Raw genomic sequence first — 20676 nt, 5'->3', positions numbered from 1 at the left:
GGCTGCCCGACGGCACGTCGCTGTGCCCGCGCTGTCACACCAAGCCTGAAGAACCCTGCGACAGTTGCGCGAGCTCGGCGCCCACCGAGGCACGCCCGGCGAAGGTATGCCCGAAGTGTTTCAGCGGATTTCGCCGCGCTCGCCTCCTCTGCGGCGGTTGCGGCGAGCCGCGTGTGATCGTCCAGCGTGCCCGGAACGGCGAGCCCGCCCTCTGCCAGGACTGCTACCGCACCCCCGAAGCCGTATGCCATCGCTGCGGACGCACCCGCCCCTGCTACCACGCCCGCACCGACAAACCGGTGTGCGGCACCTGCACGGAGCGCCCCGCCGCCACCTGCACCCGCTGCCGTCGCCAGCGGCCCATCTCCGCACACTGGCCCCTGGGCGCCGTATGCCAGACCTGCTACCTCAAGATCCTGCACACCCCGGCCGCGTGCGCCCTCTGCCACGGCACCCACCCGCTGACCGGCCGGGCCGCAAGCGGAGCCGGACTGTGCGGACCGTGCGCCGGATACCCCGTCGACTACGCCTGCGCCTCCTGCGGCCGCACCGGCTACCTCCACGCCGCCGGTCGCTGCGCCTACTGCGTCCTCGACGACCGCCTGCGCACACTACTCACCGGCCCCGACGGACAGATCACCGCGCAACTCCGCCCACTTCTAGAGGTGTTCTCCCAGGTCGACAACCCTGCCGATGCCATCGAGCGTTGCGCCGGCAGCCCCTCCCTTCGCCGGCTCGCCCAACTCGCCGCATCAGGAGAACCGTTGACCCACGAGAGCCTGGACGCATTCGGCTCCGGGATGAGCGTCAATTACCTCCGCGACCTGCTCGTCCACAGCCGCGTCCTGCCGCCCCAGGCGGATGACGTCGAGCGGATCCCCGCCTGGCTGGAGACCCAGCTCACCACCCGCCCCGCCCACCACGGCACCCTCTTGCGCCCCTTCCTGCACTGGTTCCTCCTCAAGCGCGCCCGCCGCCGCGCCACCAACCGCCCCTACAAGGCCAGCGACGAATACGGACTGCGCGCCCGTCTCGGCCAGGCCCTGCACCTGCTGAAGTGGCTAGACGACCAGCACCTCGCCCTCGACGCCTTGAACCAGCATGTCCTCGACATCTGGCTCTCCGAGGGCACCACCGCCCGCCGCGACATCAGCTACTTCCTGAGCTGGACCGCGGCACGCCGCCTCACCGGATCCCTCACGGTGCCGCCCCGCCCCGCGGACCAGCCCACCGCCTTCCTCGACGAAGACAACCAGTGGCCCCTCCTGCAACGCTGTCTCACCGACACCACCCTGCCCCTCGACACCCGCTGCATCGCGGCCCTCAGCCTGCTGTACGGCCTACCCCTTCAACGCCTGCGGCATCTGACGTGTGATCAACTGGAGCGGACAGCGAAGGGCGACACCGTCCTGAAGATCGGCTCCAGCCCGCTGCCCCTGCCGCCCCCACTCGCTGATCTCCTGATCCGCCTGGCCACCGCTCCCCCGCCCCGCCGCCGCTCGGCCTTCCAGTCCCCCGACGGCGAGACGCAGCCCGCCTACCTGTTCCCCGGCGTCTCCCCCGGGCGCCCAGTAAGCCCGCAAACCATCCGCTCCCGCCTCAAGAGCCTGGGCATCACCGCACGCCCCACCCGCAATTCAGCCCTCGTCGCCCTCGCCTCCGACTTCCCCGCCGTGATCGTCGCCGACTACCTCGGCATGCACATCAGCACCACCACCCGCTGGGTCAACTACATCCGCAAGGACTGGGCCACCTACGTCGCCGCGCGCACCGAAGACACCAAGAATCGCGCAGGCTCCAGCGATACAGGCACGCCAACGTTGGTCCGTACCCCCGGCGGCTAGTGGACGGTGGCCCACCGGGTCCCCACCGCCAGCGCGCAGCAGATCGCCAACGCTGCACATGCATGGCGCATATGCACCGCACCCGTGCAACGGCGGGTCCCGAATGCGCCGTGCTACCTACTCGTCGTCACGCCCCCACTCGTCCGGGATCTCCGCGGCCAGATCCGCTCCTCCGTAGCCGGCGAATACCTTCTTCAGGACGCCGAGCAGATCACGGCGATTCTCTACGCTGAGCCCGGAAAGGAAAATCTCCACCAGGTGCGCGACGTGGACCCACCGGCTGTCGTTGCTCCACATGCTCGCCTGTCCAACGAGCTCGAGCCAGGTCCCCTCATCCGCAATCTCCGACGTTGGGTTTCTGAGCAGCCAGTGCAGGCGGGCACTCACAGGATCGCGAAGTATCTCCTCCCGCATGAAGGCGACTTGGGCCGAGCTCTGCTGGCGGGTCAGATTATCGAGTTCCAGCTGGCGCCGCATGGCCAAGCGCCGTTCTGCCTGTTCCCGGACGCCTTCCTCGACGTCCAGGGTGACGCTAGCTCTCAACACCCTTACCGGGCCGTCTTCGTGAGGAAGTCGAATTGCCAATTCGTGATTGATCGCATTCTCCGTGGCCTCTCTCCGGAGAACTGTGGCCTCCCCGGCCATCTTCTCGGCGATCAATTGAGCCCACATCGACACGGCAACTCGAGAGTCGGTCCCTGCGAATTCTCCCAGAACCTCCCACTCAATACGGACGTATGCCCGAAAGTGCAGCTCACTGTCCCGACTTGGCCAGATATCCTGGAACTGGTACCTCCATTTCCTGGGGGTGAGGGCAGGCTCCTTAATGACATCACCCTGGGCGCTCCGGCGTTGTCTCCTACCGATCATCCCGCTCAACTTCCACTCCCTCGCGGGAGTTCACGCCTTGCGCCTGCGGGAGAAGGTCAAGCGCGCGAGCCTTGTCCGAGTGCACTGCATCTTCTATCTCACGCCGGAGATCTTCCCTCCGTCGCTGCTCTTCCGTCTTGGGGAACGGAGGCTGCCAGACGTTCATGCGGTCGATCAGCCTGTGCCTCGGGCGAGCCTGCCCCGTATCTCCAGGTTCGTCTTGGACTGCCCTGCGCAGCACTCTGACCGTGGTCTCGCGTGTCTCCACATCTTCCAGTGCTGCGTTCAACCAGAGGTCCAGCGCGCCACGGCATTGCTCCTCATCGACGCTCGGGTCAAGAGCAGCCCGCCAGCCCGTGGAGAGGTCGTCTCTTGCCGGTGTCCAGCCCATGGAATCTTGTCCAGCCAGAAGAGCCGGGAGCGGAGCTCCTTGCTCGCCCACTGCAAGTTCGGCCAGCGCAACGAAACCTCGACGGCCAGCGGCCTGGCGGCTTTGATCAGTCGAAGCGCACCATTTGATCACTTCGCTGAAGAGTGTGCTGCGTACCGAGTCTTCTTCCCAGAGCTTCTGGACAGCTGTGTTCACCGCCTTGATGACGCCCGGATCCGAAGAGGTAGCGACGTGACGCAAACGCACCAGAGCCTTGCCTGGATAGGTAATTCCGAATTCTCCGGCACAGACGTCGGCCACGGCCGCTTTCAACGAAGCATCCTCGTTAGGCTTCTTCGCCCAATCGTAGAGAACTTGGTGGGTGTCACGACCGATCACAGGATGGAGCGCGGCTGCTGTGACCAAGCGCACGACGGCCTGCTCTAGCGTGTTTTCCTTGCGCCAGGCAGTAACGATCGTTGACAGATTCTCCGGTGTGCCGTGACGCGCAGCCCACCGAAGGGTGAAGAACGCCATGCGCTCTGCCAGAAGAGCGCGCTCATCAGAGTTGAATTCCTTTACACCTTGAGTGGTGGACCGCAAAGGTGCCTTCGCCATCCATTTCAGAAAGCCTTCCCGCCCGAGGGGCCGATCTCTCCAGAAATAGTCCAGGACAGCCTCATCCCATCCAGGCTTGGAGAACTCGACGTAATCACCATTCAGGCGGGCATCGACGGAATCGACGAGCTGGATAACGCCGATGTCGTCCTGCCCCTGCAGCTCGGGCTGATGCCCTCCGATCATTTCTGCCAGCGCACCGGTCTGACTGTAGATATGACCGATCGGCGCCCCACGCAAGGCCGCTGCAACCACAAGGAAGTTGCGCTCAAATCCTGTGCGCTGAGCCTTCTTGTGCCATTTGAGAAGTTGCGAGAACCAGTTCTTGCGGGCTGACACAACACTGAGGACTCTTCTATTGAATACCTCATCATCCGTCACACCCAAAGCTCCGTCAGTCGATTCAATCTCCGAATCGACATCGGAGAGATCCTCAAATGATGCGCTGCACGCCTGGAGAATGAGATCGACCATTTCCATGGCCGCGCTCGGACTCTGGCCGACCAGGAACGGCTGGATCCGATGATCATCAGTCCACCGGCGAGCAGTGTCATCGGAGAGATCTAGGCGAAGCCACGCCCTGGCGATATTGACTGCATCCGGCCGTTCCAGCTCCCTGGCAATGACGGATGCGCCGCCTCCCACGCGTTCCCACTGATCCGTGTCAGTAAGGACGACGAGCCGGGACGACGTACTCCGAAGGATCCCAGCGATCTCATCCAGCGTTCGTCCGAACTTAGTCGAAACCGAGAACTCGTCCTCGTCCGGAGGTAGTTCGAGTAGGAACGCACAGTTGTCTATACGCGGCATTCGGCGCGCTTGAAAGTTGATGTCGATGCCGTAGCTGAGGGTACGAACAGACATTCCGGCGCGGCGGAGCTCGGCGAGCAGGTGGACTGCAGTCGTCTTTCGCCCAGATCCCGCGCCCCCTGAAATGACCGAGATGGAACCGGGGGCCGCTAGGTCTGCACGGACCTTTTCATACCCTCGAGGACGAACAAACACCGCCCGAATCAGATCCAGGTGATCATCATCCAGTTGCTGATGATCAGCCATCTGATCGATTACCGCAGTGAGCTCCACACCAGTCACGCGGCCGAAGTTGAAGCCAACAGCCTGCCGTACCAGGGCAGCGAGTTCCGCCAGGCGAGGGATCTCTGTCAGCAGTTCAGCCGGAACACCTGACAGCGACTCGCGAAGGGAGTTCTCACCTGCCGGCATATTGCTACCACCGACTGGAATCGATGAATCACCGGGTTCCGGAGTCGAGAGCCACACGCCGCTTTCCGAAGCGGGTTCGTCATTATCTGCCGACCCAACTGTTCCAGCCGTCTCCGCCGCCCGGTCGGAGTAGGCCGCCGCCACGTCGGTGGCAGATTCGTTAGCACCCACTCCTGAAGCTGGAGGGGTTAGATAACTCCTCGGCTCTTCCGAAACCCCTTGCAGGATCCCAGAGTCATCGGGCTGGGTTTCTTCTCCAGCATCGATTCCCGTTACAGCGGTCTGGCTAACCTTGGGATAAGCTCGATCAGCTCCGTCCACGCTCTCACCAAGCCACCCTCTTCCGGATCGACCAAATGGGCTTGGATTCGTACTTTCATCCGGCTCCTCAACCTCCGAAGCCCCTTCGCGACTTAGACCTGCGCCGACCCCATTATCCCCCGACACCTGCCCAATGGGATACCCTTCTTGATCTGGCGTCTGATCACTGTATGCCTGGCCGGGAAAAGATGCCGCCCCTGACACAGGGTAATTCGGCGGCGCGGAGTAAAGGTTCTCAGCATTTCGCTTGCCGTCTACCGGGAGGGGGTGGCCATCACCAGTGTCATTTTCTTGCGAGTCCTGCTCTTCCGTAACGTCTTGATCGGCTGCACGATCCGAGGCGTCTCGACTGAAGAAGCCAGGCCTCCAGCGTCCGGCCGACCTGCCAACTACGGGGATTTCACCGTCGTGGTCTTCGTTTTCCGTATTCATTCAATCCCCCCGAATTTCAAGCGACTATCCATAGTTCAGCGAGGCGCTCTGCTATTCAAGACGCTTGACGCGAGCCCCAACAATCTTCGATCCCTTGTGCGCCGTATCAATGTCTTGGTTCACTTCGGCCCGAGCCGATGCCCCAGCAGACTCCACGTCGATGCCGGTCACCTCGTCGTGGGCGTTGGTAACTTTCTGCCGGATCCTGATTCCAGACTCGGATGAGTTATCGTCAGAAATCGCGAACTCAAGGCCATAGATCTCTTCTAGGGCGCGACGCACGCGCCCTAGATTGCGTCGAAGCCGTACATCCTGGCCGTCAAGCTCAGTCGCCCCTACGTACTCTTCCAAGGCCTCCGCCAAGAGCTCGAGCTCTTGGCCCCGCCGTTCAAGGATCGTGTCATCGGGCCGGAACCGGTCAACCGACGAAGCCACGATCCCTGTTGCCGCTACCGGGACTTCCTCCGCCGGCACGGCTACTCCAGCTCGCCGGTCTCGCCGACGCTGCAGGAGAGCCCCCAGCTGACCATAGAGGAACCCGAAGGCCTGAGTGGCGGCAGACGCCGCCAAGACCGGAAAGCCCAATTCGCTCACTTTGTCCACCCCTGTGAAGCCACGGCGTTCCCCACGCCTGAGTGCCCCTATGACTATCAGGAGGACAAGTTCGCGTCCTCAAACACCCCGAAGTTGGCTGAGAACGGTACGCCAGTCCAAGGCAAGGTGGTGAGCAGCCCCCTGAGCACCGACTGCATGCGAGAGTTCGGCAGTGAAGACATCAACTACCCGCTGGCTGCTTGCACCTTTCAGCAGCTGGCGAGCCCGACGCCTGGTAAGCGGGCACGGCGGAACCTACTCCTACGAGACCGCCTGGCAGACAGTTCGGCTACGCCAACACCCAGATGAAGTGCCGTACGTCCTCCATGCCGCTCGACGGTCCACGGAGGACCAAGGTCCATCTGCACCGCCGCACGCCGGGCATTGATCAGAGCGCTCCTTATAGGTGCTCGCTGTCCAGCTGTGGACCACTCACTGATAGCTCACTCCGCAAGTGCCGAGGCAGCCCGGCTGCGATCGGCGCGAGCGCGGACATCACCGCCGACAACTTCATCGAGGACACGCGCATCACGCGCTGGTTGCTCTCTCCCCTGCCCACGGGCGCGGATCGAACCTGGCCAACCAGCGATGCCGACCCGAGCAAAACGCCCTTGATCGCAAGGCTGCAGGCAGCCCGCAGCGCGGCAGCGGCTCAGGAAGAGGGGCATGCCGTGGACTGCGGACCAGGGCACCGCGCAGGACCTGCGCCACTGTGTTTTATCGGCATCCAAACGTCCGCCCATAAGATGGCGGAATGAGCATGGAGGATGCACAGAAGGTTCCGGACGTGGTGGAGGACGTGTACGAGGGCCGGGCAACCGGCGTCGAGGTCGAGGATCCGGGGCAAGAGGAGAACCTGATCCAGCGGCCGTGGAATCCCGAGCAGATCCGGGTGTCGACGAGGTCCTTTTCGCTGCGCAACATCCTTGACCTGATCGACGAGAAGTCACTGGAGCTCGCGCCCGACTTCCAGCGCGGCCTGGTCTGGCGGCCGGACCAGAAGTCGTTGCTCGTCGAGTCCCTGCTGTTGCAGATTCCACTCCCGGCGTTCTACTTCGCCGAGGACAGCGACAGCGCCTTCCGCGTCGTGGACGGCCTCCAGCGGCTGTCCACACTGCATGCCTTCGTCCGCGGGGCGAGCCATGGGTTCACGCTGACCGGCCTTGATCACCTGCATGACCTACAAGGAGCTCGGTTCACTGACCTCCCTGTTCCGTTCCAGCGCCGGATCAACAACACGCAGCTGATCGTGAACGTGATCGATCCGTCCACGCCCCGTGAGGTGACATACGAAATCTTCAAGCGGATCAACACCGGAGGTACGCCGCTCAACGCGCAGGAGATCAGGCACTGCATGAGTCGGCCGCGCAGCCGCGACATCCTCAAGCGCATGACCCATACGGATGCTTTCGACACGGCCACCGGTGGCCGTCTAAAGGGGCACATCAGGATGAACGACCGTGAGATGGCGTTGCGCTTCTCGGCGTTCTGGCTGCGGGGTCTGGACGCCTATCACGCCCATCCGGTGATGGAGACCTTCCTGATGGAGACCACCGAGCTGCTGGACGATCCTAAGGAGGTGTCCGACGAGCGCGTCGCGGAGTTGGAGGCTGCCTTCGAGCAGGCGATGGTCAATGCGCGCCTTGTCTTCGGGGAACATGCCTTCCGTAAGTGGCCGCGGGGAGCCGAGTGGCGCAGTCCGATCAACCGCGCGCTCTTCGAGACCTGGTCCATCGCGTTGGCTGGACATGATGCTGACGACTTGTCCCGTCGGCGTACAGACATCGTGCGCAGCGCCCGGGACCGAATGACCGAGGACATGGCTTACCTGGAATCGATCACCTCGTCCACCGCGGACCGGCGCAGGGTCGACTATCGGTTCACCGCTGCGGCCAAGGACACGGAGGCAGGACGTTGATCGACTCCCTGGAGATCAAGAACTTCAAGTGCTTCCGCTCCGCCTCGTTCGTCATGCGCCCGCTCACCGTCCTGACCGGCGTCAACGGCGGAGGCAAGAGCACGCTGATTCAGTCCCTGCTGCTGGCCAGGACCACCGCCTCCTCCCCCGGAAAGGCCGTTCCGCTGAACACACCGAGCGGGCTCACCCTGGGGGAGGCCCGCGACGTACTGCATTGGGATGCCTCGGAGCTCACGCTCGAGGTAGGACTGCGTGGCCGAGATGGCGCAGATGCGTGGTCGTGCGAGTTCAACCTGCCGCAGGACGAGCACGCCCTGTATCTGCAGGCAGAGCGCACCGAGCTGCCTGCCTCCCTGGGCCTGGATCGGCAGGGGCCCGGCTTCACATATCTGTGCGCCGAGCGCCTTGGCCCCCGTGACACGCTGTCCGTCTCCGCGGATGAACCCGACCGTATCGGTGTAGGCATTCAGGGCGAGTTCACCGCCCAGGTTCTGGCGCTGCGTGAGACACGGGCGGTCAAGACCCGAAGCGAGGTACGACCCGAACTCCGTCACCCAGACGTCGACAGTCCACAGCCCCGCCTCCAGTCCGAGGCGTGGGCATCGGACATCATTCGTCCGATCCGCATCACGGCGCAGCTGGCCGTGGGAATCATGGCGAGCACAGTCCGCTTCATGGAGCTGGCGCAGGGGGCCGAACAAGTACGCCCGGCGAACACAGGGTTCGGTGTCTCTTATGCTCTGCCGATCGTTGTCGCGGGGTTGCTGACCGAGCCAGGGGATCTGCTGCTCGTCGAGAATCCCGAGGCTCATCTGCACCCCGCAGGTCAGTCCAAGCTCGGCCGATTCCTGGCCCGCGTGGCCGGAAGCGGTGTACAGGTCATCGTGGAAACCCACAGTGACCACGTTCTCAACGGAGCACGACTGGCGGTTGCGCAGGATCACTCACTCGCGGCGGCGGACATGATCGTGCACTACTTCGACCACGACCGGACGGTGCCGATCCAGACCGACCCGCGGGGAGAACTCAGCCACTGGCCTGCCGGCTTCTTCGATCAGATCGAGAGCGACCTGGGGAGGCTGGCCCGTGCCAGGCGCGCCCGATGACGACTACCGCATGCTCCTGGGCGAGGAGGCCCTTGACTGGCGTGGGCTGACGGATGCGGAACTGCGCCGAGCACTCGATACGCTCGCGGACTTGCTGGAACCGCTGGCCGACGGCCGGAAGGTCGCGTTGATGACCTCCGCCTACGACACCGAGTGCCTGCCGTCGATCAGCCTGGTCGACGCCCTGTACTCGCCCGACGGCGGGCTGCCGCACAGTGAGCGGCGCCGTCTGCAAGTACTACTGGACAAGTGCCGGAGCGTGGAACCGGAGGATGACGACGTTCCTCAGCCGGTGAGACAAGACAACGGGGCGTGGAGCGAGCCGTCCTGGGGCATGGCCCATGCGCTGGCCCGGGCCGCTGGGGGCAGAGCGATGTCCTGTCTGGTCGGGTCGATCGCCAATCCCCGGAGGACGACAGGCCTCGACTGGCCGTCGGGATGGCTCACCGTCGAGCGTGACGCGGACGCGGGTCGTGACCACGTGGCTCTGCACCTGCTGCGAGTGTCCGAAGACGAGGCCGGTTTCTGGCGTGGAGTCCTCACCCGCGAACTCGTTCCGGAAGATAACTTTTTTGCGCTGTCCGATCGCGCTTTCCCCCGGCTGCTCCTCTCGGACTCCCTTCGCTTCCACCATTTCGACGGCTCTTACGCGGACGTCCTGCCCTGGTTGGTGAAGTTGCTTGGTCTGCTGAGCGATCATTTCGCCCATGCACTGCTCATCTGCGGTGGCGACCAGAAGAAGGTTCAGGCTCGGTTCAGCGCCCTGGGCGTCGACATCTCCCCTGAGAGCCCCAACACGAAGAAGAACGCGAAGGCATGGGAACAGCACCTGGTCTCCTACGCGGGCGAGACATATCGCTGCGAGTGGCATGGAAAGCGACTGTGGGACCGGGATCGAGTGCACTTCTCACTCCCGATCAAGAGGCATGAAGACCGGATTCTGATCGGGATCTTCGCCGAGCATCTGCCCGTCTGATCCCGGTCCCACCGGCTTGATGTTGGTGGAACCGCGATCAGTTCAGGCCCGCTCGTCGTCAGCGTGGAGGAGGTCGCTCGGCCTGGGGGCGACGTCGTTGAAGCTGACGGGTTCGCCGATGCTGCTGGTGACCTCGTATGCCTCGATCGATGGGTACGAGGCCTTCGCCCTCAAAACATCAGCCTGGGCACCGCCGGAATAGTGCACCCCAGGAATAACGCCACTCCGCCAGCGTCGAGGCCGCCCGGCACGCGGTGGGCCGGATCGCGGACATCACGGCCGACAAGCACATGGAGGGCGTGCGCCTCACCCGCTGGCTGCTCTCCCCCGTCCCCACGTTCAAGCTGTGGCGGCGGATGAAGCTGTGGGAGCTGCGCAGTTACGAGCAGGTCATCAAGCTCGAACAGGACCGGCTGATCTACCAGGCCCGGCTCCAGGCCCGCTTCGGCCGCAACTGGCGGCGCAAGGCCCCGATCGAGTCGATGATGCCGCTGCGCCTCGCGAAGTACGGCGTGCCGCTCGCCGACACCGCCCCGGCCGGGCTCGCCGCCGCAGGCATCGAGCCGGCCCTGCTGCCGCCGGTCGAGGGGTCCCGCCCGAAGGCGGAGCTGCCGTACGAGCCCCAGCGGGATCGGACGGGCGAACAGGAGCACGGCCGTGAGCAGGGGTACGCGGGCGGCCCCGGGCACGACGAGCAGCACCCCCAGCAGCACCCCCAGCCGCAGGACCAGCAGGACCCGCAGAGCCGGCAGAACCCGCAGGACCGGCAGAACCAGCAGGACCAGCAGGCCCGGCAGAACCAGCAGGACCAGCAGGCCCCGGTGCCTCAGCAGCAGGAGCCCGCCGCCCCGGCCACGCACGACAGCCCCTGGTTCGCGGCGCAGAAGCTGCCCGACGGCGCCCCGCACCACAGCGCGTACGACCCGCAACAGAGCGAGGGCCTGGAGCACGCCCCGGTCCAGATCCCCTCGGGCCCCGGCCGGACCCGGCCGCTGGGAGACGTGGGCACCATCGGCGCGGTCCCGCACCCCCGCCACGAGGAAGCCCCCGACGAGGCACCCGAGGAGGCCCCCGAGGACGCTTCCGCGGACGCGCCCGAGGACGCGCCGCAGTTGGAGGAGTGGTCCCAGGAGGACGCCGAGTTCGCGAACATGGCCTTCGAGGTGTTCAGCGCCTACACGGACGAGCAGGGCCATTACCCGAGCGCCGAGGCCCTGGAGATCCACCTCGCCGACACCCGCAACGTCCGCCATCCCCGCTCGCGTCAGCTGCTCCAGCGTCTGTGGCCGGAGTTCAAGCAGGCGTACGTCCCGGCGCGGTCGACGGTCGACCAGACCGCCTGAGCCTGCCGCTGCGCAGGTGGAAGAAGGCCGCCTGCCCCACGACCAGCAGGGTGTTGGCGCCGAGCAGGGCGAGCCACAGGGCGGTGAGCCCGCCCCGGGCCGACAGCGGGACGGCGACCACTGCCAGCAGGCCGTAGCAGACGGCGAAGGCGAGCAGGCTGGGCACGGTGTCCCTGATCGCGACGAGCCCGAAGCCGAAGACGGCCTGGAGCGCGTCGGTGACGACCACCAGGAGCACCAGGGGCAGCAGGGCCAGTACCTGTTCGCGGGCCCCGAGGTCGTGGGTGAAGAGGGACAGCACCGGGACGCGGAGCACCGCCAGCACACCGCCGATGAGGAGCACCGCGCCGAGGGCCGTGACGACTCCGGCGCGTACGCCGGCGCGCACGCCTCTGACGTCCTTGGCCTTCACGTGGGGCGCCAGCAGGGGAATCGTGGCCTGGCCGACGGCGACGGCCGCGGCGAACATGAGGCCGACCAGGGAGACGGAGATGCTGTGGGCGGCCGCGTTCACGGGGTCGATGCGTGCGGCGGCGACGGCCAGCACGCCGAGGACGGCGAACTTGATGAGGACGGTGCCGGCGAGCGGTACACCGACACCGGCCAGCCTGATCACCGCGCGGACCTGCGGCCGGCCGGGGCCGAGCGGCCGGCCTGCCAGGACGGCGCACCGGCGCAGCCCCCCGTGCGCCACGGTGGCGCTGATCGTGGCGGCCGCCAGCATGGCGATCCCCGCGCCGGGCAGCCCGAGCCCGTCGAGCGGGCCGACGCCGTTCACGAGGATCAGGGAGAGCGCCACGGCCGTGGCGGTTCCCGTCATCCCGGCGCGCATCACGAGCCGGGAGCGGCCGAGGCCGACCAGGGTGGAGGTGGCGGCGTTGCCGATGGCGGCCACCAGGACGCTCGCCGCCATCAGGTAGGGGAACGCGCCCAGTTGCGCCAAGGTCTGGCGCGGTACGCCGGAGGCGAGGCCGATGAGCGGTACCCCGGCGACGGCCAGGGCGCCCAGCAGCCCGGTGGCGATGCCGAGCCAGAGGCTGTCGCGCACCACCGGCAGCAGGGCGTCCGGGTCGTCGTCGTGGGCGGACACGAAGGGCATCACCCCGCGCAGGGCGCCGGCGACGGTCGCGGTGGCCGGGGTGTACACGGCCATCGTGAGGGCGAACGCGGCCAGCGAGGCGGTGGCGTGCCGGCCGAGCAGGGCGGTGTCGACCAGGCCGCCCGCGGTGGAGACGAGCATGGTCAGGTACAGCGGCAGGGCGGTGGCGACGGTGCGCCCGATCAGTTTCCGCCCGGAGGGGCCCGGGGGCGGACCTGTCTCCCGGCCGCCGTGGGGCGGCGGACCCGCCTCCCGGTTGCCGGGGCCGGGTGCCGCTCCGGCCCGCCGCCGGAGGCAGGCGGCCCCCACGGCACGCCGGAGCGCCGCCACCCCGGAATCCTCGGGGTGACGGCGCTCCGGCGCACAGGACGCTAAGCGCCCGGGTATGCGCACCGCTACGCGCCCAGCAGCCTGCGCACCCGGTCCGTCCCCACCGCGAGCAGCAGCGTGGGCAGGCGGGGCCCCGTGTCACGGCTGACGAGCAGCCGGTAGAGCAGCGCGAAGAAGGACCGCTGGGCGGCCTTCAGCTCGGGCGTCGGCTTGGCGTCCGGCTCCAGGCCCGCCAGCGTCTTCGGCACGCCGTAGACGAGCGTGGTGAGCCCGTCCAGCGACCAGTGCGCGTCCAGCCCCTCCAGGAGGAGGCGCAGCGACTCGCGGCCCTGGTCGTCGAGCGAGCCCAGCAGTTCCTTGTCGGGCTCGTCCCGGACGATGGTGCGGGCCTCGGCCGGGACCTGGGTGGTGATCCAGCTCTCGGCGCGGTCGAGGCGCGGGCGGGCCTCGTCCAGCGAGGTCAGCGGGTTGGCCGGGTCCAGCTCGCTGAGGATGCGCAGCGTCTGGTCCTCGGCGCCGGCGGTGATGTCGGCGACCGAGGCGAGCGTCCGGTACGGCAGCGGGTGCGGGGTGCTCGGGAGCTCCCCGGCCGCCGTGCGGACGGCACGGGAGTACGCGGCGGCGTCGGCGGGCAGCACCGTGCCGTCGGCGACCTTGCGGCCCAGCGAGTCCCACTCGTCGTACAGCCGCTGGATCTCCTGGTCGAAGGCGATCTTGAACGACTGGTTGGGCTTGCGGCGGGCGTAGAGCCAGCGCAGCAGCGGCGCCTCCATGATCTCCAGCGCGTCGGCCGGGGTGGGCACCCCGCCCTTGCTGGAGGACATCTTGGCCATGCCGGAGATGCCGACGAAGGCGTACATGGGCCCGATGGGCTGGACGCCGTCGAAGACCTCGCGGACGATCTGGCCGCCGACGACGAAGGAGGAGCCGGGCGAGGAGTGGTCGACGCCGCTGGGCTCGAAGATCACACCCTCGTAGGCCCAGCGCATCGGCCAGTCGACCTTCCAGACGAGCTTGCCGCGGTTGAACTCGCCGAGGCGGACGGTCTCGGCGAAGCCGCAGGCCGAGCAGGTGTAGTTCAGCTCGGTGGTGTCGTCGTCGTAGGAGGTGACGACGGTGAGGTCCTTCTCGCAGTTGCCGCAGTAGGGCTTGTACGGGAAGTAGCCGGCGGTGTTGCCGCTGCCGTCGTCCTCGTCGGCGGCGCCGGAGCCCTCGGCGGCCTCCAGCTCGGCCTCGTCGACCTTCTTCTGCTGCTGCGGCTTCTTGCCGCCCTTGCCCTGAGGGCCGCCGGCCGGGTCCTTCTTCGTCCGGTAGCGGTCCAGGACGGCGTCGATGTCGGCGCGGTGCTTCATCGCGTGCAGGATCTGTTCGCGATAGGTCCCGGCGGTGTACTGCTCCGTCTGGCTGATGCCGTCGTACTCGACGCCCAGCTCGTCCAGGGCCGCCGTCATGGCGGCCTTGAAGTGCTCGGCCCAGTTCGGGTGGGCGGAGCCGGGCGGGGCGGGCACCGAGGTCAGCGGCTTGCCGATGTGCTCGCCCCAGGTCGCGCTGTCGACGCCCGGAATGCCCTCCGGGATCTTGCGGTAGCGGTCGTAGTCGTCCCAGGAGATCAGGTGGCGCACGGTGTGCCCGCGGCGGCGGACCTCGTCGGCGACCAGGTGCGGGGTCATGACCTCGCGGAGGTTGCCGAGGTGGATCGGGCCCGACGGGGACAGACCGGAGGCGACGACGACCGGTTTGCCAGGCGCACGACGCTCCGATTCGGCGATGACATCGTCCGCGAAGCGGGAGACCCAGTCGGTCTCGGTGCTGGTCTGACTCTCGGCCACGGTCGGCACGTCCTTCTCTCGTCTGTCGTTTCCCGATGGGGGCCCGACCATTCTCCCAGCTACCCCCCGCAGCGCGAAAACGGCTTTACGCCCCGTGGGATACTGGGGAGATCCCTTGGACACCCAAGAGAACCCCTCGCACCCCCTACGGAAACGGCAGCCGGACATGGCCTCGGTCCCTTCCCTCGCTTCCACGCTCCAGCAGCAGCTGGCGGACGCCCTGACGGCAGCTCTGCCGGATGCCGGCGCCGCGGACCCGCTGCTGCGACGTAGCGACCGGGCCGACTTCCAGGCCAACGGCATCCTGGCGCTCGCCAAGAAGCTCAAGGGCAATCCGCGGGAGCTGGCCGCCCAGGTCACCGCCGCCCTCCCGGCGGGCGGGCCGATCAAGGACATCGAGGTGTCCGGGCCGGGCTTCCTCAACATCACGCTCACCGACCGGGCGATCGTCGAGACGCTGGCCGCCCGGTCGGCGGACGGCGAGGGCCGGCTCGGCGTGCCGCTGAAGGACGACGCCGGAACGACGGTCGTCGACTACGCCCAGCCGAACGTGGCCAAGGAGATGCACGTCGGCCACCTGCGGTCGGCGGTCATCGGCGACGCCGTGGTCAGGATCCTGGAGTTCACCGGCGAGAACGTGGTCCGGCGGCACCACATCGGCGACTGGGGCACCCAGTTCGGCATGCTCATCCAGTATCTGATCGAGCACCCGGGCGCGCTGAAGCACGAGGACGGCGCGAGCGACGGCGAAGCGGCGATGTCGACGCTGAACCGGGTCTACAAGGAGTCGCGGGTCCTGTTCGACTCCGACGAGGAGTTCAAGGCGCGGTCCCGGGACCGGGTGGTGGCCCTCCAGGCCGGGGATCCCGAGACGCTGGAGCTGTGGCACCGCTTCGTCGACGAGTCGAAGATCTACTTCCACTCGGTGTTCGACAAGCTCGACATGGTGATCGACGACCCGGACATCGTCGGTGAGTCCGGCTACAACGACATGCTGGAGGAGACCTGCCGGATCCTGGAGGAGACGGGCGTCGCCGTCCGCTCCGAGGGTGCGCTGTGCGTGTTCTTCGACGACGTGAAGGGCCCGGACGGCAACAGGGTCCCGCTCATCGTGAAGAAGACGAACGGCGGCTACGGCTACGCGGCGACCGACCTCTCCGCGATCCGGAACCGGGTGCGGGACCTCAAGGCGGACACCCTGCTGTACGTGGTGGACGCACGGCAGTCGCTGCACTTCAAGATGGTCTTCGAGACGGCCCGCCGGGCGGGCTGGCTGAACGAGGACGTCCAGGCCGTGCAGCTCGCGTTCGGCACGGTCCTCGGCAAGGACGGCAAGCCGTTCAAGACCCGTGAGGGCGAGACGGTGCGGCTGGAGGACCTCCTCGACGAGGCGGTCGCGCGGGCCACGGCGGTCGTCCGGGACAAGGCCGACAAGGTGGGCCTGTCCGAGGAGGAGATCGTCGAGAACGGCCGGTACGTCGGCATCGGCGCGGTGAAGTACGCGGACCTGTCGACCTCCGCCGTGCGGGACTACAAGTTCGACCTGGACCAGATGGTGGCGCTGCACGGCGACACGTCGGTGTACCTCCAGTACGCGTACGCCCGGATCCAGTCGATCCTGCGCAAGGCGGGCGACGCGGTCCCGGCCGCCCACCCGGAGGTGGAGCTGGCCCCGGCGGAGCGGGCGCTCGGTCTGCACCTGGACCAGTTCGGCGAGGTCCTCGCCGAGGTCGGGGCGGGCTACGAGCCGCACAAGCTGGCCGCGTATCTCTACCAGCTGGCGTCCCACCTGACCACCTTCTACGACCAGTGCCAGGTGCTCAGCCCGGACAACGCCCCGGAGGTCGTCGAGAACCGGCTCTTCCTGGTCGAGCTGACCGCCCGGACCCTGCACCGGGGGATGGCGCTGCTGGGCATCAGGACGCCCGAGCGGCTCTGACCCGAAGCGTCCGTACGTACGTGGGCCCCGGCACGGGTGATGTGCCGGGGCCCACGCGCGTAGGGCGGGGTCAGGGCGCGGTGAGTTCCACGACGACGTCGTAGACGGCCGGGTTCGGGGTGACCGGTTGCCTCGTCCCCTCGCGCGCGGCCCGGGTGCGGGAGGCGAAGTCGGGGTCGGCGGTGGCGGCCTCCCACGCCTCCTGGCTCTGCCAGTGGGAGACGTTGACGAGCTGGAAGCGGGAGTCCGAGGAGCGGGCCCGGTGCATCCGCGAGTCGATGAAGCCCGGCTTCTCCCGCATGAGGCGGGCCCTCTCCTCCCACTTCGCGACGAACGCGTCGAGTTCGTCGGCGGAGATCTCGAAGACGTTGATGAAGGTGACGGGCGATTCCGGCGTGCCGTCGGCCGGGAGGTTCTCTGTGGTCATGCCGAAAGCCTAGGCAACGGACGGACAACAGACAGGCACCGGACAGGAGTTGAGAGCTCCCGCCGTGTCCGGCCGGGGGCCGACTACTGCGGGCGGCCCAGCGCCCACCCCGACACATCGGCGAGGCGTCCGCGCCACAGCGGCAGGGAGACCGGGTTCATGGACCCGACGACGAGCGTGACGTCCCGTAGATGGATCCAGCGGGGCAGCCGGGATGTCTCCGCGTCCTCGTCGGCGCGCAGTTCCCGTACGCCCTGGTCGACCGTCTCGGGAAACTCGGCGAGCAGGTTGGCTCCCTCGCCCTCGACCTGGCGCAGACTCCTGGCCCACTCCGCCTTCCACTGCTCGTGCCCGATGACGTCCCCGTGCAGCAGGCCTCCGGGGTGGGTCAGGGTGAGGGGCAGGCTGGAGCGGGGGTCCTCGTCGAGGAGCTGGATGAGCAGCTGGAGCTGAAGGTCGGGCAGGGGTTCGGTGATCACCGCGGCGGACGGTGCCGGTGAGGTGTCGGCGGTGGCGCTCATGGGCCCTTCCCTTCACATGGAGGACGACGGTCGTGTTCCCCGTCTGCCCCGGCGAGCACGCGAGCACGCCTCCGGGAAGCGAACCGGCCTCAGAGGAAACGGCGGATGGGCAGCACGGCGGCTTCCCGGGCCCGCTGGAGGAGGTCGCGGCGCTTCCACCGCCCGCGCTCGATCAGCACGCTCTTCTCCCGGTCCTCGTCGAAGTGGCCGTCGAGGGTGGCGGTGAAGTCCCGGTCGAGGACGGCGAGCATGACTTCCTCGTCGTGGTCGAGCGAGCGCCGGTTGAAGTTGGTGGAGCCGATGAGGCTCGCGATCCGGTCGACGGTGAGGGTCTTGGCGTGCAGCATCGTCGGCTGGTACTGGTAGATCTTCACGCCACAGGCGGTCAGGTCCTCGTAGAAGCGCTGGCCGGCGAGCTGGCAGACCCGCTTGTCGGTGTGCGGGCCGGGCAGCAGGATCTCGACCTCCACCCCGCGCCGGGCGGCGTCGCAGAGGAGTCCGGTGAAGTAGGCGTCGGGGGCGAAGTAGGCGGTGGTGAGGCGGACGCGTTCCTCGGCGGACTCCAGGACGACCCGGATCAGGGTCTGCATGTCCTGCCAGCCGAAGGAGGCGGAGCCGCGTACGACCTGGACGACGGCGTCCCCGTGGTGCTCCTCCGTGAGGAACCGGTCGCGCTCGTCGAAGAGCTCCTCGTGGCACTCGGCCCAGTTCTGGGCGAACGCGGCGGCCAGCCCGTCGACGGCGGGGCCGGTGACCTGGACGTGGGTGTCACGCCACTCGTGCTCGTCGCGGGCGTCGCCGCACCATTCCTCGGCTATCCCGACGCCGCCGGTGAACGCGGTGCGCTCGTCGACGACGAGGACCTTGCGGTGGCAGCGGTGGTTCTGCTTGAGCGGCGAGAGGTAGAGGGGCTTGCGGAACCAGGTGACGGTGACCCCGGCCTCGTCCATCAGGGCCAGCTGGTCCTTCTCGATCAGCCGGCAGCCGAACCCGTCGAGCATGAGCCGCACCCGGATCCCGGCGCGGGCCCGGTCGGCCAGCGCCTCGGCGAACTCGTGGGCGATGTCACCGCGCCAGTAGACGAAGGTCATCAGGTCGATGGTGTGCTCGGCGCCCCGGATGGCGTCCAGCATCGCGCCGAAGATCTCGTCGCCGTTACGGAGCGGGAGGAGGGCGTTCCCCTCGGTGGCGGCGATCCCGATCAGCCGCTCCAGCCTGCGTCTGAGCCGCAGGGACCGCTCCTCGCAGGTGCGGGTGTCCAGGGCCATGGGGTCGGAGGCTTCGGGGGCTTCGGCGGTCGCGGACATGGGTCACCTGGTGGGGAGGCGGGCGGGGCGGCCGGCCGGTCGGAACCGGACGGACCGCGAGGACCCGGCGACTGTACTCCTGTACGAATCCGGAAGGAATCGGCCTTCCACCTCCGAGGGGCACATATGTTCCTCTCCGCCGGCGGGCGAGAACCGAGCCGGAACGCGCGTCAGGTCGCGGGCTCCCACCCGCTCTCCTCGTTGCCGTACACGTACTCCGGCCGCCCCTTCATCCCGCTGGTGCGGAACAGCTTCCCGTGATCGTCGATCCGCAGCACCCCGTCCTTCCCGCCGCTGCTCCACTCCAGCTCCAGGTACCAGGTGACGTCGAAACCGACGGCCTTCATGTCGAGGTTGAAGACCTCCACGTCCTCGGACGTCACCTTGTACGGGAAGTCCACGGCCGGGACCTCGATGTCCCCCTGCTTCCCCGGCACCGGCCGGAGGGTGGGATGCCCGGCGTCGAGGTGGGAGGCGAACGTCTGGGGCGCGATCCCGCTGCCGCAGCCGTTGCCCATCAGGTACGCCGACCAGGGCAGCGGAGCCTTGCGAGAGACGACGCGCACGTGCATGCCCTTGAGGACCACCGCCTCGCGCGAGGTCCCCTGCACGGTGAGCTGGAGCAGCATGCTCCCGGCGTCGACCCCGCCGTACGCCTCCGCCCAGCCGCGCCGGTCCTGCGGCGCGGGCGGCGGGTCGAGCTCGTCGGGCCCCCGGTCCACCAGGTAGTGCTGGCCGCAGGGTTCCTCCCAGTTGTACGAGGAGATGCTGACGGCCGGCGGGGCACCGAGGCCCGTACCGCCACCGCTGTCGCCGCCACCGCCCTGCGACTGCCCCGCCCCGGGGCCCGCCGGGGGCTTCCCGGACGGCGGCCCCGAGGGGGACGCGGAGGCGCTCGACGAAGAACCGGCCGAGCTCGGGCTCGCGGAGGGCCGGGGCGAGGCCGAGGCGGCGGCTTCGGGCGTCGGCCCGAGGTCTGCGCCCGCGTCCTCCACCCGGTCCGCGGCGCTCCCGCCGTCCTTCTTCCCCGCCCCGACGAGATCGGCGGCGACGACGGTGGTGGGCACGAGGAGCGCGGCGACGCCGGCGGCGGCGATGAGCACCCGCGTACGCCGGGAGAGCCTGGCCCACCGCGAGCCCGCCCCGGGCCGAGCGCCACCTGACACGACGGACGGCTCGACGACTTCAGCGACTTCGACGGCTTCGACGGCTTCGACGGAGTCGGGAACAACACCAGGCACAGGAGCACCGGCGGAAGCAGGGACGGGGGCAGGAGCAGGAGCAGCAACAGGAGTAGACGCAGGTGTCCCCGGCCCCGCCCCCACCGGAGGCCGCCGCCGTGCCGCGTCCGCCACGATCCACCGCCGGTGCACCTCCACCAGCTCGTCACCGGACGCCCCGCACACCCGCGCGAACCGCTCCACCGGGGCGAACTCGTTCGGCACGGCGTCCCCGTTGCAGTACCGGTGGAGGGTCGACGTGCTGACGTGCAGCTTCCCCGCCAGCACACCGTAGCTGCGCCCCGAACGGTCCTTCAGATCTTTCAGCAGAGCCGCGAACTCCACGGCCTCCGGCGTCGCCACGACGGCGTTCCCCTTCCTCGTGCGTCCC

General features: G+C 67.8%; 15 protein-coding genes and 1 pseudogene. 6 read left to right on the top strand and 10 right to left on the bottom strand.

What is annotated here, in order from left to right; translation table 11 throughout:
* Positions 1-173: 173 nt before the first annotated feature.
* The gene (locus ACIRJT_RS11735; RefSeq protein WP_403907602.1) at positions 174-1844 is read left to right on the top strand and encodes a hypothetical protein; all 1671 of its coding nucleotides are present in this window, start codon (positions 174-176) and stop codon (positions 1842-1844) included.
* A 117-nt stretch (positions 1845-1961) separates the two neighbouring features.
* Here the strand turns inward: ACIRJT_RS11735 and ACIRJT_RS11730 are convergent, their stop codons facing one another.
* Genes ACIRJT_RS11730 through ACIRJT_RS11720 form a run of 3 tightly spaced genes read right to left on the bottom strand, consistent with a single transcriptional unit; the run spans position 1962 to position 6150 of the window.
* Positions 1962-2723, bottom strand: coding sequence for a hypothetical protein (locus ACIRJT_RS11730; protein ID WP_403907600.1), 762 nt, complete (start codon positions 2721-2723; stop codon positions 1962-1964).
* Positions 2704-5676 carry a hypothetical protein gene (locus ACIRJT_RS11725; protein ID WP_403907598.1) on the bottom strand — a complete coding sequence of 991 codons (2973 nt, stop codon included), beginning with the start codon at positions 5674-5676 and terminating at the stop codon, positions 2704-2706. The genes ACIRJT_RS11730 and ACIRJT_RS11725 overlap by 20 nt, the downstream gene beginning before the upstream one ends.
* Positions 5677-5727: 51 nt before the next feature.
* Positions 5728-6150: a hypothetical protein gene (locus tag ACIRJT_RS11720; RefSeq protein WP_403907596.1), complete on the bottom strand. Its 423-nt coding sequence runs from the start codon at positions 6148-6150 to the stop codon at positions 5728-5730.
* Between the two features lie 874 nt (positions 6151-7024).
* Here ACIRJT_RS11720 and ACIRJT_RS11715 point away from each other — a divergent pair.
* Genes ACIRJT_RS11715 through ACIRJT_RS11705 form a run of 3 tightly spaced genes read left to right on the top strand, consistent with a single transcriptional unit; the run spans position 7025 to position 10270 of the window.
* Positions 7025-8188, top strand: coding sequence for a DUF262 domain-containing protein (locus tag ACIRJT_RS11715; RefSeq protein WP_403907594.1), 1164 nt, complete (start codon positions 7025-7027; stop codon positions 8186-8188).
* Entirely contained in the window at positions 8185-9294 is a 1110-nt protein-coding gene (locus tag ACIRJT_RS11710; protein ID WP_403907592.1) for a DUF3696 domain-containing protein, read from the top strand. Before ACIRJT_RS11715 ends, ACIRJT_RS11710 begins: the two co-directional genes overlap by 4 nt.
* Positions 9275-10270 (top strand): hypothetical protein, encoded by a 996-nt coding sequence (locus ACIRJT_RS11705; RefSeq protein WP_403907590.1) that lies wholly within the window; start codon positions 9275-9277, stop codon positions 10268-10270. The genes ACIRJT_RS11710 and ACIRJT_RS11705 overlap by 20 nt, the downstream gene beginning before the upstream one ends.
* A gap of 42 nt (positions 10271-10312) precedes the next feature.
* On the opposite strand, the gene ACIRJT_RS11700 is transcribed toward ACIRJT_RS11705, so the two are convergent.
* A complete protein-coding gene (locus ACIRJT_RS11700; protein ID WP_403907588.1) occupies positions 10313-10444 on the bottom strand; it encodes a hypothetical protein in 132 nt (43 codons plus the stop codon).
* A gap of 56 nt (positions 10445-10500) precedes the next feature.
* Between ACIRJT_RS11700 and ACIRJT_RS11695 the strand changes: the two are divergent.
* Positions 10501-11613, top strand: a pseudogene (locus tag ACIRJT_RS11695) (DUF2637 domain-containing protein); the annotation flags it as partial.
* Here ACIRJT_RS11695 and ACIRJT_RS11690 read toward each other — a convergent pair.
* Both ACIRJT_RS11690 and lysS read right to left on the bottom strand, forming a co-directional pair.
* Positions 11564-13042 carry an MATE family efflux transporter gene (locus ACIRJT_RS11690; RefSeq protein ID WP_403907586.1) on the bottom strand — a complete coding sequence of 493 codons (1479 nt, stop codon included), beginning with the start codon at positions 13040-13042 and terminating at the stop codon, positions 11564-11566. The pseudogene ACIRJT_RS11695 and the gene ACIRJT_RS11690 overlap by 50 nt on opposite strands.
* Positions 13043-13107: 65 nt before the next feature.
* Positions 13108-14880 (bottom strand): lysine--tRNA ligase, encoded by a 1773-nt coding sequence (gene lysS / locus ACIRJT_RS11685; protein WP_403907584.1) that lies wholly within the window; start codon positions 14878-14880, stop codon positions 13108-13110.
* Positions 14881-15037: 157 nt separating this feature from the next.
* On the opposite strand from lysS, the gene argS reads away from it, so the two are divergent.
* Positions 15038-16810, top strand: a complete 1773-nt coding sequence (gene argS / locus ACIRJT_RS11680) for an arginine--tRNA ligase (protein ID WP_403908225.1) — start codon at positions 15038-15040, stop codon at positions 16808-16810.
* Between the two features lie 70 nt (positions 16811-16880).
* Here the strand turns inward: argS and ACIRJT_RS11675 are convergent, their stop codons facing one another.
* From ACIRJT_RS11675 to ACIRJT_RS11660, 4 genes are all read right to left on the bottom strand, one after another.
* Positions 16881-17237, bottom strand: coding sequence for an antibiotic biosynthesis monooxygenase family protein (locus ACIRJT_RS11675; RefSeq protein ID WP_403907582.1), 357 nt, complete (start codon positions 17235-17237; stop codon positions 16881-16883).
* Positions 17238-17320: 83 nt separating this feature from the next.
* Positions 17321-17758 carry a hypothetical protein gene (locus tag ACIRJT_RS11670; RefSeq protein WP_403907580.1) on the bottom strand — a complete coding sequence of 146 codons (438 nt, stop codon included), beginning with the start codon at positions 17756-17758 and terminating at the stop codon, positions 17321-17323.
* Positions 17759-17847: 89 nt separating this feature from the next.
* On the bottom strand, positions 17848-19065 hold the full coding sequence (locus ACIRJT_RS11665; protein WP_403907578.1) for a phosphatidylserine/phosphatidylglycerophosphate/cardiolipin synthase family protein: 1218 nt from the start codon (positions 19063-19065) through the stop codon (positions 17848-17850).
* Positions 19066-19235: 170 nt separating this feature from the next.
* Positions 19236-20648, bottom strand: a complete 1413-nt coding sequence (locus ACIRJT_RS11660) for a helix-turn-helix domain-containing protein (RefSeq protein WP_403907576.1) — start codon at positions 20646-20648, stop codon at positions 19236-19238.
* Positions 20649-20676: the final 28 nt, after the last annotated feature.

Source organism: Streptomyces sp. NPDC102283, assembly GCF_044766265.1.
Taxonomy (GTDB): Bacteria; Actinomycetota; Actinomycetes; order Streptomycetales; family Streptomycetaceae; genus Streptomyces.
The sequence above is the reverse complement of the archived record's forward strand: the minus strand, read 5'-3'. Positions and strand labels throughout refer to the sequence as shown.

Bases quoted from the DNA above. Each gene is read 5' to 3' on its own strand.
- ACIRJT_RS11725 (WP_403907598.1), bottom strand. From the start codon at position 5,676: ATGAATACGGAAAACGAAGACCACGACGGTGAAATCCCCGTAGTTGGC.
- ACIRJT_RS11715 (WP_403907594.1), top strand. From the start codon at position 7,025: ATGAGCATGGAGGATGCACAGAAGGTTCCGGACGTGGTGGAGGACGTG.
- argS (WP_403908225.1), top strand. From the start codon at position 15,038: ATGGCCTCGGTCCCTTCCCTCGCTTCCACGCTCCAGCAGCAGCTGGCG.
- ACIRJT_RS11675 (WP_403907582.1), bottom strand. From the start codon at position 17,237: ATGACCACAGAGAACCTCCCGGCCGACGGCACGCCGGAATCGCCCGTC.
- ACIRJT_RS11670 (WP_403907580.1), bottom strand. From the start codon at position 17,758: ATGAGCGCCACCGCCGACACCTCACCGGCACCGTCCGCCGCGGTGATC.
- ACIRJT_RS11665 (WP_403907578.1), bottom strand. From the start codon at position 19,065: ATGTCCGCGACCGCCGAAGCCCCCGAAGCCTCCGACCCCATGGCCCTG.